The organism is Sorangium sp. So ce295 (assembly GCF_051527405.1).
In the GTDB taxonomy this organism is placed as follows: Bacteria; Myxococcota_A; Polyangia; order Polyangiales; family Polyangiaceae; genus Sorangium; species Sorangium cellulosum_B.
Map to the genome: position 1 here is coordinate 4654689 of NZ_CP150324.1, position 11457 is coordinate 4666145.

The 11457-nt window shown below is 73.5% G+C and carries 9 protein-coding genes and 1 tRNA gene; 6 read left to right on the plus strand and 4 right to left on the minus strand.

Annotated features, from left to right (window positions below):
* Positions 1-68 precede the first annotated feature (68 nt).
* Both WMF11_RS17630 and hflX read left to right on the plus strand, forming a co-directional pair.
* Positions 69-1988 (plus strand): GAF domain-containing protein, encoded by a 1920-nt coding sequence (locus WMF11_RS17630; RefSeq protein ID WP_437909537.1) that lies wholly within the window; start codon positions 69-71, stop codon positions 1986-1988.
* A 242-nt stretch (positions 1989-2230) separates the two neighbouring features.
* The gene (hflX, locus tag WMF11_RS17635) at positions 2231-3661 is read left to right on the plus strand and encodes a GTPase HflX (protein WP_437978260.1); all 1431 of its coding nucleotides are present in this window, start codon (positions 2231-2233) and stop codon (positions 3659-3661) included.
* 51 nt (positions 3662-3712) lie between these two features.
* Here the strand turns inward: hflX and WMF11_RS17640 are convergent, their stop codons facing one another.
* Positions 3713-3883, minus strand: coding sequence for a hypothetical protein (locus WMF11_RS17640; RefSeq protein ID WP_437553086.1), 171 nt, complete (start codon positions 3881-3883; stop codon positions 3713-3715).
* Between the two features lie 82 nt (positions 3884-3965).
* Between WMF11_RS17640 and WMF11_RS17645 the strand changes: the two genes are divergently transcribed.
* Entirely contained in the window at positions 3966-4400 is a 435-nt protein-coding gene (locus WMF11_RS17645) for a DUF309 domain-containing protein (protein ID WP_437978261.1), read from the plus strand.
* A gap of 208 nt (positions 4401-4608) precedes the next feature.
* Complete coding sequence (locus WMF11_RS17650) at positions 4609-5001, plus strand: response regulator (protein WP_437909540.1); 393 nt, start codon at positions 4609-4611, stop codon at positions 4999-5001.
* Between the two features lie 157 nt (positions 5002-5158).
* Here the strand turns inward: WMF11_RS17650 and WMF11_RS17655 are convergent, their stop codons facing one another.
* The gene (locus WMF11_RS17655; protein WP_437978262.1) at positions 5159-5911 is read right to left on the minus strand and encodes a hypothetical protein; all 753 of its coding nucleotides are present in this window, start codon (positions 5909-5911) and stop codon (positions 5159-5161) included.
* A 474-nt stretch (positions 5912-6385) separates the two neighbouring features.
* Between WMF11_RS17655 and WMF11_RS17660 the strand changes: the two genes are divergently transcribed.
* The gene (locus WMF11_RS17660) at positions 6386-6832 is read left to right on the plus strand and encodes an acyltransferase (protein WP_437746648.1); all 447 of its coding nucleotides are present in this window, start codon (positions 6386-6388) and stop codon (positions 6830-6832) included.
* A gap of 226 nt (positions 6833-7058) precedes the next feature.
* On the opposite strand, the gene WMF11_RS17665 is transcribed toward WMF11_RS17660, so the two are convergent.
* On the minus strand, positions 7059-8657 hold the full coding sequence (locus tag WMF11_RS17665; RefSeq protein WP_437978263.1) for a L,D-transpeptidase: 1599 nt from the start codon (positions 8655-8657) through the stop codon (positions 7059-7061).
* 590 nt (positions 8658-9247) lie between these two features.
* Positions 9248-10003 (minus strand): S1 RNA-binding domain-containing protein, encoded by a 756-nt coding sequence (locus WMF11_RS17670; protein WP_437300168.1) that lies wholly within the window; start codon positions 10001-10003, stop codon positions 9248-9250.
* Positions 10004-10232: 229 nt separating this feature from the next.
* On the opposite strand from WMF11_RS17670, the gene WMF11_RS17675 reads away from it, so the two are divergent.
* Positions 10233-10308, plus strand: a tRNA-Lys gene (locus WMF11_RS17675).
* The last annotated feature ends 1149 nt before the right edge of the window (positions 10309-11457 follow it).

Genomic DNA, 11457 nt, shown 5'->3' on the forward strand with positions numbered 1-11457 from the left:
CGTTTCTGGATCTACGTCCTCGTGGGCTGGCGTAGACTGAGGGCGCCGCGGCTCCGGCCAGCGCGTGAATGGCCCCTAGAGACCTTCCCAGATCGCCGCTCGCCGTCTTCCTGCGCGCCCACAGCGCGGAGATCCTGGAGGCTTGGGAGCGCGCCGAGCGTCGCCGCGCGCCGGGCGAGCAGTCCCCCGGCTACATCGCGCTGCGCGAGGAGCTGCCCTCCATCTTCGCGCGCCTCGCCGAGCGCCTCGAGGCGGCCGTGTCGGCCGCGGCTGCGCCGCCGGGCGACCAGGAGCAGGACGCGTGGAGCGGCGTCGAGTCCGTGTCGGTCGAGTTCCCCGAGCCGCTGCTCGGCTTCCGCGTGCTCGACAAGCTCCGCGACGGGTTCGAGCTGGAGGACGTGGCCGCCCAGTACTCGGTGCTGCGCCGCTGCGTGCTCCGGATGCTCGAGCGGACAGGCACGCAGCCGTCGTGGGTCGAGATGACGATCCTGCACGAGGTGCTCGATCAGGTGATCATCGATCCGGCGACGCGGAGCGCCGCGCTGCGCGAGCGCGCGCTCGGCGCGCTCGATCGCGTGTCGGCCGAGGGCATGGGCAACGTCCACATCGATCGGCTGCTGCGGCGGCTCGTCGAGGTGCTCGTCGAGTCGGCGCGGTCGGTCGACTGGGCGGTGATGCTGCTGCTCGAGGGCGAGGTGCTGCGGATCCGCGCCGGCATCGGCGTCGATGAGGCGCTGTGGGGCCTGCGCGCCTACAGGCTGGCGGAGGGCTTCGTGGGGCGCGTGGTCCGCGAGCGGCGCCCGGTGGCGCTGCGCTCGGCGGCGCCGGATCCGCTGGCCACCGACGCCGGGGGCGGCGCGGCGGGGCCCGAGTCGGGGGCGCAGAGCGAGCGCCCGAGCGACGCGCTCCACGCGCTCTACGGCGTGCCGATGCTCTCGGAGGGCCGCCTCGTCGGCGTCACGGTCGTGAGCTCCCGCCGCGTGCCGGAGTTCTCCGAGGGAGACCGGCTGCTCTTCAAGAAGGCGGCCGAGCGCGCGGCCGCGCTCGCGACCCAGGCCCAGCTGCGCGAGCAGCTCGCCGCGGAGCGCGGCCGGTTCGAGGCGACGATCCAGCGGCTCCCGGTCGGCGTGGTCGTCGCGGAGGGGACGTCGGGCGCCGTCGCGCTCAACAACCGGCGGTTCGCGGAGATCGTCCGCGGCCCCGAGGAGACCCCGAGCAACGCGCCGCTGCGGACGCTGCTCAGCGAGACCGACGACGACCAGCGCGCGCGCTGGCTGCTCCACCGGGCGCTGCACGGCGGCGAGACGGTCTCCCGCGACGAGATGGAGTTCGTCCGCGCGGACGGAGAGCGCCGCCTCGGGAGCTTCAGCGTGGCCCCCGTGCGCGACGCCGATGGGCGCATCACCGCGGCCGTGATGACGGTCGAGGACGTGACCGAGCTCAGGAAGGCCGAGCGCGCGCGGCAGATCCTGATCGACGCGAGCGCGCTGATGGCGGAGTCGCTCGACCACGACGGGACGATCGAGCAGGTGGTGCGCCTCGGCGGCGAGCGCTTCGCGGACCTCTGCGCGCTCGATCTCGACGACGGCGGCGCCCCGCGGCTCGTCGCGTCGGCGCGCCTGCCCGAGGCGCGGGCGCTCCTGCCGAGGTTGCTCAAGCACCCGCCGCTGCTGCTCGGCGACGCCGCCTCGCTGGCCGAGGCGACGGCCCGCAGGGAGGCCACGCTGATCCCGCTGGTCACCGATCCGTGGCTGCAGCGGATCGCCCGAGGGCCGGAGCACCTCTCGGCGCTGCGAGAGCTCGGCGCCCGCTCGGCGATCCTCGTGCCGCTCGCGGCGCGCGGCCGCAAGCTCGGCCTGCTGAGCCTCTGGACCGTCGAGCGCGAGCTCCGACAAGACGACACGGGCGTGGCCGCGGAGCTCGGGCGCTTCGCGTCGCTGGCCATCGAGAGCGCGCGGCTGCACGGCGAGGCGGCGCGAGCGAGGTGACGCCGCTCGTGCGCCTCGGGATGTGACGCGCGTGCCCCGGGCGTGCCCGGAAGGCCACGCCCGCCGCCGGCGTCGGGCTGTCCCTGCCCGCCCTCGTGGTCCATGGCGGGGCGAGCTCGGCGGTTCGCCGGAGCGAGCCCGGCGGGTTCGTCCGAGGCGACGCAGCGATGCGCGGGCGAGCGCGCGGCGGCTTGCGTCGCGGGGGTGGATGAGGCGAAGCTCCCGCCCTCGCACACGACCGTATGACCACCACCAACCAAGAACGTCCCCTCGCTGTGCTCGTCGGGGTGCAGCTCCCCGGCGTCGACGATGTAGAGCACGCCGCCGATCTGGCCGAGCTCGGCCGCCTCGTGCACACGCTCGGCTTCAACGTGATCGCGACCGTATCGCAGCGGCGAAGCGCGCTCGCGGCGGCCGCGGTGCTCGGGGAGGGCAAGCTCAGGGAGCTCGCGGAGCTCACGGGCGGCAGCGGCGTCGTGCCCTCGGGCGCGCCGGAGCGAAAGAACAAGGCGCGCGCGCGCCGGGCCGCAGAGAGCGGTGAAAGCGGTGAGGACGACGTCGAGCTCGGCGAAGACGACGGCGACGACGCGGGCGACGACGACGGCGTGGAGCCGCGCGCGGGCGGCGCCGGGCAGGCGGCGCGCCTGGCGACGGTCGTGGCGGTCGACCACGACATCTCGCCGAGCCAGGCGCGCAACCTGGAGCGGGCGACGGGCGCGCAGGTGCTCGACCGGGCGGGCGTGATCATCGAGATCTTCCACCGCCACGCGCGGAGCCGGGAGGCGAAGCTCGAGGTCGAGATCGCGCGGCTCAACTACGTCGCGCCGCGGCTCCGGGAGACGGGCGGCGGCGGGGATCGGCAGCGCGGCGGGATCGGCGGCAAGGGCGCCGGCGAGAGCGCGCTCGAGCTCGATCGGCGCAAGATCCGCGATCGCATCGCGGAGCTGAAGGAGGAGCTCGTCGCGGTCCAGCGCGAGCAGTCGACGCGCCGCGCGCTCCGGCAAGGGCAGCGCCGCGTCGCGCTGGTCGGCTACACGAACGCGGGGAAGTCGTCGCTGATGCGGGCGCTGACGGGCAGCGAGGTGCTCGTCGCCGACAAGCTCTTCGCGACGCTCGACACGACGGTGCGCGCGCTCCACCCGGAGGTGCGCCCGCGGATCCTCGTCTCGGACACGGTCGGCTTCATCAAGAAGCTGCCGCACGATCTCGTGGCGAGCTTCCGCTCGACGCTGGACGAGGCGCTCGAGGCGTCGCTCCTGCTCTACGTGGCCGACGCGTCGGATCCGACGTTCCGCGATCAGCTCGCGGTGACGCGCGGCGTGCTCTCCGAGATCGGCGCGAGCGAGGTGCCGAGCCGGCTCCTGCTGAACAAGGTGGACCGGCTCTCCGAGGAGGAGCGGGAGGCGCTGCGCCTCGAGTTCCCCGAGGCGACGCAGCTGTCGGCGAAGATCCCGGACGACGTGGCGGCGCTGCGGGAGGCGATCATCGCGTTCTTCGAGCAGTCGATGGTGGAGGCCGAGCTGCTCTTGCCGTACGCGAAGCAGAGCCTCATCGGGGAGATCTACGAGAACGCGCGCGTGCTCTCGGAGGAGTACGACGACGTCGGCGGCCGGCTCTCGGTGCGGGCGCACGCGGCGGCGCTCGATCGGCTGCGCAGCCTGCTCGCGCGCTGAGGGGGCGGCGGGGGGCGCGGGCGCGCGCGGCGTCGGCGCGGGCGAGCGGGGTCAGCCCGGGCGGGAGGCTCGGGCGCGCGCTGCGTCGGCGTGCGCGGCGATGGCGCGCGCCTCGTCGGCCTGCAGGCGCCGCCGTCGCCTGCGGCGGCGCAGGAGGATGCCGATCGCGAACGCCAGGAGGTGGAGCCCAGCAATCACCGCGACGAGGATCCACCGCTGCACGCGCCGAGCGTAGCACCGGAGCGCCGGAGCGCGGGCGTCCGGGGCGCGTGGTACGCTCCGCTGTCCGCCGTCGCTCCGCGCCATGAGCTCCTCCACCGACGCCGCGCTCGAAGCGATCGTCCAACGCGGGCTGGAGGCTTACCGCGCGGGGCGGTTCTTCGAGGCGCACGAGCTGTGGGAGTCCGGGTGGCGAGACGAGCGGGACCCCGTGAGGAAGACGTTTCTCCAGGGGCTCATCCTCGTCGCCGCGGCCCTGCACAAGCTCACGAGGATGCAGAGCCCACCGGGGGCGTTGCGCCTGCTCGACAAGGCGCGCGCTCGGCTCGCGGGCACGCCGGATGGCATGGGCGGGCTGGCGATCCGGCTGCTCGTCGACGACATCACCCGCGCAGCCGCCGCGATCGAACAGCTCGTGCGCGGAGAGAGAACCGAGATCGACGCCTCGCTTCTGCCCAGGATGGAGATCGCGGGCGATGTCGCGCCGCCCCCGCCGTCCGGGGCGCGTTCGCGGCCCTGAGCGTCTGACCCGAACGGGCTCCGCAGTCGATATTGCGCTCGTCGCGTGCGACATGGGACGCGGGCGTGACATCGTTTGCCTGAGTGGTGGTCGCGCATGGGAAGCGCCCGTGTGGGGGGATATCGTGGCAGACGGGTACTGTGGAATCGGAGCGGAGGGGACGGCGAGCGCCGAGCCTCGGGCCAAGCTGCAAACCGAAAGGAGCCGCGTGACACGGCGCAAGCAGATCCTGATCGTGGACGACGACCAGGAGATCCGGGAAATGCTCGAGATCACGCTGGAGGAGGAGGGCTATGACGTCCTCTCGGCGAGCGACGGCGAGGCCGCGCTCGCGCTGCTGGAGCGCAACCGGCCGAATCTCATCCTGCTCGACATGCGCATGCCGGTGATGGACGGTTGGGGGTTCGCCCGCGCGTACGCGTCGTGTCCTGGTCCGCGCGCGCCCATCCTCGTGATGACGGCGGCGGTGGACGCCGGCACCTGGGCCCGCGAGGTGGGCGCGTGCGCGTCGGTCGCAAAGCCGTTCGATCTGAACCGCTTGCTCGATTCGATCGCGGCGCACACGGGGTGCCCGTCCGGCCCGAGCCCGGCCTCCGCCTGACGAGGTTCACGCCGGGCGCGAGCCCGGCGCGCCGTCTGAGCGGGGCTTTGCCGGGCGCGAGCCCGGCGCGCTGCCTGAACGAGTTATCTGAGCGGGGTCCTGCCGGGAGCGAGCCCGACCGAGGCCGCGGCGGTCTGCCGAGGGGCTCGGCGGTGGATCAGCCGCCCGTGGCGCGGCGCATCGCGCAGAGGAGGTCGCCGCGGCACGGGTCGGTGGGAGCGCGGCGGTCGGTCGTGTTCGGCGCCGCAGGGCCCGGCTTGGCGCGTGTCGGCGCGGCTGCGCCCGGGGCCCGTACGCGGTTCTCGGGTGCGCGCGGCGAGGCGGCGACGCCGTCGGGCGCGTCGCCAGAGCTGTCGCGCTCGGCAGGAGGCGCGACCGGCGCGCGCTCGGCGGGCGCCTCGACGCGCGGGAGCCGCGCCTCGACCGCGCGGGCCGCGGTGGCGAGGCCGGCCGCCGCGCGAGGGCCGGTGGCGGCGGCATCCGGGGCAGAGATGCCCGCCGTGAGGGCCGCGATCGCGGTGGCGCCGGCGAGCAGGACGGCGATCGAGCGGGCGCGCCACGCGCGCGCCGGCACGTCGAGCGCCGGCGCCTCAGGCACGGGTGCGGACGCGGGCGGCTCGCCGAACGGGAAGATCGGCAAGAGGTCGAGGACCTGGGGGCGGGCGCCCTCCTCGCCGGCCTTCAGCGCGGTGAGGTCGATCTGCCCCGAGGACGCGTCGCGCTCCTCGCTCGCGGCGCGCGCCGCGGGCGGCGTCGTGACGGCGGCATCCTCCGCGATCGCCGGCGTATCCAGCGAGGGCGCGTCCTGCGAGGGCGCGTCCACCGAGAACGAGACCGAGGTGTCTTCTCCGGGGCTGGCGGCGGCGGCTCGCGGTTCGTTCGTCCACTCCTCGTGCTGCGTGTACTTCATGGTTGCTCCCGCTTCAGCCGTATCGGTCGAGCGCTGGAGTCGCGCGCCTGCGTCGGCCGGTCGGCGTGTCCTTTCGAGATTTGGACATGCACACGCGCGCGTGCTTGGGCCCGCCGTGCGCCCAGGCTCACGCTGATCGGCGGCGGTCGCCGAGCGCGGCGAGCGATTCCGCCCCGCGCGCGCGCCGGCGTTCGCCGCGTTCGCCGCGTGCCTCGCGTCCGTCGCGCTCGCCGTGTTCGCCGCGACGCACGCGCCTGCTACCGAGGTCGGGGAGCACCTGAAGCGCGCCCGTCGGCGGCGTTCACGATCTTGCGAGCGGGCTCGTGACGCCCATACTTCGACCGCTCGGATCGCCGAGGGCGTGCAGCCGGCGGGCCTCATGACCGCGTGCGCTCGGGGAAGTTGGTTGCGATCGGGGCGTTCCTCGTCGAACAGAAGTTCCCACGCAAACGCGAATCGGATACTTGAGGTGAGATGAAACCTACACGGCTCTTCACGGTTCTGGGGGCGCTGATGTTCCCCCTTGCAGTGGCTCTGGTCACCAGCGGGTGCCCCAAGAAGGAAGAGGACGACGTTCCGCCGGTGCCCTCGGCGCCCGTCGTGCCGACGCCGGCCCCGACGCCGACCCCCACGACGCAGATCGTGCCCGAAGAGGACGCCGGGGCGGATGCGGCGGACGCCGACACAGCGGACGCGGACGCCGGAAAGAAGGTGGTCGGCACGGGCGATTCCAGCGGGATCCGCAAGTGCTGCGCGGCGCTGCGCCAGAACGCGAAGTCGGCCCCGCCCGAGCAGCAGGGCGGCTACCTCGCGGCCGCCTCGGCGTGCGACGGCCTGGCGAACTCGCCGCAGGGACGGCAAGCGCTCTCGACCCTGCGCGGCCTCCTCGTCGGCGCGCAGATGCCGGCGTCCTGCCAGTAACGGGGTAACGGGGCGGACCGGAGGGCCGGCAGCGCTCGGGTGAGTGGCCCTCCCGCCCAGCTTGCCGGATGCACCTGGCGAGCTGGGCCGGTCGTCCGGCTGTCCTGAGGGGGCCGGGGCAGCCGGAGCCGTCAGCCGTGCACGGAGCCGTCAGCCGTGCACGGAGCCGTCAGCCGTGCACGGAGCCGTCAGCCGTGCACGGAGCCGTCAGCCGTGCACGGAGCCGTCAGCCGTGCACATAGACGAGCGTACCGCCGCCCTCGATGTTCATCGCTCCGTGCCACTCGGGCGGGACGGCGGGCTCGGTCCACTCGAAGAGCCAGGCCGCGTCGGCAGGGGCCAGGTTGATGCAGCCGTGGCTGCGCGCCTTGCCGAACTCGTCGTGCCAGTACGCGCCATGCAGCGCGTAACCCCCGTGGAAGTACTGGGTGTACGGCACGTCACGCAGGTCGAACGCCGCCTCGGACGCCTCGTCATCGCCGTCCATCGTGGTCGAGACGTGCTTCGCGTGGATGTAGAACGAGCCACGGACGGTGGCGTCGGTCTCCTCGGGATCGGCCATGCCGCTGCGACCGCTGGAGATGAGCGCCGCGAACACGGGGCGCGTGCCCTCGTAAGCGACGAGCATCTGGCGGCGGATCGAGATGTCGATCCACTTCTTGCCGTCGCGCGCGAACCCCTGAGGGTCCTTGCGCAGCTCGGCGATGACGAGGTGGTCGGCGGCGAGCCATGAGCCCTCGGTGGTCTCGAGCAACCCCTTGACGCCGCCACGCGTGCGGCCGGTGAGCACCCAGCCCGAGCGGTGCGGCGCGAGGCCCGCGTCGACGAGCGCGCGGCCCGACGCGGACGGGCGCTGCCGCGTGGTGCCGTGGACGCGGACAAAGGCAGGGGCGCCCTTCAAGGCGGGATCGGGGCGGGGATCGGTGCCGGGCGGCGGGGGAGGCAGCTCGTCGGCAGGCAGCTCGGCGACGGAGAAGCTCGCGGTGTCGGCCGGTGGAGCGGCGGCGGGCGTCGGGGCGGTCGAGGACGTGGGGGATGCCGACGACGCCGCGACGGCCGCCGATGCCGTGTCGGAGGCGCTCGCGGGGACCTCGGCGCCCTCGGCGTCGAGATCCTTGATGATCACGCCGCGCATCGCGCTGAGGCGCGCGGGGCGGGTGCGATCGAGCGGGATGAGATCGAGCTCGGTCGTGAGGCCGAAGCGGCGGTTGGTCCACTCGAAGGTCGTGATCAGGCCGAAGGCGGAGCTCTCCTTGGTGCGGCCCGTATGCACCGAGTAGTGGAGCTTCTCCTCGGCGCCGTACGGCTTGGGGAGATCCCGGCCGGCGAGGAGGAACTCCGGCACGGGATCGAGCGGCAACGACGAGGGCGCGACAGCGGCGCGGGCGAGGTGGACGCCGAGCGTGGACCCCTCGACGCGGCGCTGATCCTCGACGGTCGGGAGCCGGAAGTAGAGGTGCGGCGGGGGCGAGCCCGACATGACGTAGTAGTAAGGCACCGGCGCACCACGGCGCGGGCCGCGCACGGCGGCGGCGACCACCTGGTGCTCGAGCGCGAGCGAGGCGCCCTTGCCCACGCAGACGTAACCGCGCGGCGCGATCCGGTACCAGCCGCCGGCACATCCATCGGTGCCCGCAGGGAGCTCGGCCCGATCGACGACCGCGCCGGCGCGCAGGTAACCGAGCTTCGTCGAGCGCTCGTCGGGAGCGACGTAGATCCAGGTGCGCATCGCGATGCTGGCGATCTTCGCGCCCCGGCCCGGGAGCGTGGACTCCTTCGAGGAGAGCGATGCGGCGGCCGACGACGCGAGCGACGCAGGGGACACGGCGTCCGGCGCGGCGGATCCAGGAGAGGGGGCCAGCGCTTCGGGCGCGGGGAGACCCGGGGCCGCGAGGGCGGCACCGGTGGCGGACGGGGCGGGCGCGCGAGCAGCGCCGGAGCGGTGATCGTCGGTGGCCCTGCCGGGTGGATCCTGGGACGGAGCGCAGGCCGTGGCCGAAAGGACGAGCGGGGAGGCGCCGGCGAAGGCGACGGCGAGAGCGCCAGCGCGGAGCAGGGCGCCGGAGAGCGAGCGGTAGGGCGCCGTGGCGCGAGAGCCGACGCGGGGGCGAGCGCGCGTGCGCGGAGAGCGCTGCGGTGCGGGCAGCGACGCGGGGGCGGAGGCTCGAGCGAGAGAAGGCATCGACGCGAAGGCGGAGGCAGGGAGACCCAGGCCCGAGGTGCGAAGGCGCGCGGGGCCAGCGAGCCAGCGAGCGACGAGGAGCCGAAGCTGGAGCCGCAAGGGCTGAGCGGGCGAGGTGTATGCTGAACCGAGGGGGAGATGCAATCTCCTGCCGGCGGCTTGGGGACGGGGAGGGAGAGGAGGGAGAGGGAGACGGGAGGGAGAGCTGGAGACGGGACGAGGGGGAAGAAGCGCTAGCGCTTGACCTTCTTCGCGAGCAGGTCACCCAGCGTGCCGAAGTTGCGAGGCGCAGGCTTCGCGCCCTTGTCGTTGCCGCCGCCGGAGCGCTCGCCCTTCGCGTACGACTCGAACTGGCCGCGCTCCTCGTCGACGCGGAGCGCGGAGATCGAGAGGCGGATCTTGCCGGACTCGTCCACGTTGAGGATCTTCGCCTCGACGTCCTGCCCCACCGTGAAGTGCTTCTTCAGGTCGGCGGAGCGAGGCGTCGCCGTCTCGGCCGTCGGGACGAGGCCGCGGCCCGAGCGGCCCGAGGTGCCCGCGATCTGGACGAAGACGCCGTAACGCTCGATGCCCGTCACCTTGCCCTTGACCCGCGCTCCCTCGACGAGCAGCGGCGCGCCGCCCGCGGCAGGCGCGGAGACCGCGAGCGACGTCCCGCCGTCGCCGTCGTCGCTCGCGCGCACGACGACCGGCGTGAGGCGCACCTGGCCGGTGCCCGAGTCGACGCCGGCGACCACGGCCGAGACGCGCGAGCCGACCGCAACGCGGAGCTTGCCGTCGCCGTCGGCGAGCGCGACGCGCTCGAACATGCCCTCCTGCTTGCCGCCAAGATCCGCGAAGACCGCCTCGCGAGCGATCGCGACCACGGTCACCTCGACGGTCTCCCCCGTGTGGTACTGGCGGCGGCGCTGCTTGCCAGCTCCTTCGGACTGCTCGAAGAGCGAAGCGAACGATTCCTTGGAGGCGGCGGAAGGGCGTGACGACGACATGGCGCGACCTCATAGCGCGAGGCGAGGGCGCGAGGAAGGCGGCGGTGAGCGGGAAGCGAGGGGAGAGGCGGGAGGGGTGGCAGGAGCGGGAGGGTGCGTAAGGCGGGGTAGGGGTGGAGCGCCGGGTAGGGGTGGAAGGCGGCGAGAGGGAGCGGAGAGCTGGCAGGCGGCGGGAACGGAAAGGTGGAACCTGCGAGGAGCTTCTGCTAGCTTCGCCGGCCGCTGGATCGGGTCGATAGCTCAGTCGGTAGAGCTGCGGACTTTTAATCCGTAGGTCCAGGGTTCGAGTCCCTGTCGACCCACCACGTAATTACGCGGAATTGCTGAGATTTTCAGCCAGCATTCCCGCCTGTTTCAGGTTTTCTCCACGGACCGTCCTGGCGGAGCCCCGCCTCGGCGACGAGGAGCGCCATCAGGTGCGCGCGCCAGCCGACCTGCCGGACGCTCTTGACGAGCCGTTCGCTTCGTCATCCGCGCGGGGGTGGGCTTGCGGCCAGGTCTTCTTCCTCTGCTCGCGGTGCGACCGCGGCGACCGCTATTGCCGCTCGGAGCGCCGCGACAGGGCGCGCAGCCGCTCTCGTCGTGGAGCTGCTGCGCGGTACGCGAGGAGCTTCAAGGGCCGTGCGGCCGCGCGTCGGCAGGGCCGCTTCCGAGAGCGACGCCGAAGAACAACGCACCCAGGCGGCGGAGAAGTTGGCGCCTTGTCCGACGCTCTCGTCACCACCCGCACGGAGCTCCACGACGGCGCCGACGACGGGCGGTGAGGAGATTCGAGATGGACTCAATCTGGATGGCGATCGCCCCGAGTCCGAGGGCAACGCGCACCATCGCGACGCTGGGAGCGAGCGAGACGCTGCCGCGAGACGCTGCTGAAGGCGTGGCTGCGTCGCGACCCCGCTCACCCGCGGGCGCTCGCGACGCTGCCCGAAGCGGTGGCGCTCTGGCAAGGGGGGCAGGTCCGCGCTGCGCTCGCTGCGGACGATGAGGCGACGGCGTGCGGCTCGTGCCTCTGTCGCCATGCGTCTCCCGACGCCGGCGCAAGCCCGCTGTACACGGTCGACTGGGTGCCCGCCACCGGGCGACGGGGCTGCCGCCCGAGCGACATCGGGGGATGGGATGGGTGCGGCCCGTCTCTTCTAGCCCGGACGCGCCGGAGGGCGGCGTTGTTCTTTGCCCCCGGAGTGCGGTACATGCCCGAGCGCCCTCGTACAAGTGACGCGGGTTGACGCGCGTCTTCTTGGCCACACGTATGCAGGACCATCCTGGCGGGAGGGCGGCCGTGCTCGATCGCGAACATGTGCCGGTGGGCCATGACGATGCGACTTCCGAGCCGGAAGACACCGTAGCCGCGATCGTTCACCGCACCCAGCCGGTACCAGCACTCGTTGCCCCCGCCGTTGGTACGAGGTCGCTGAACCTCGCGTAGGGGGCGGCGAGCTCGTCCTGCACGCTGG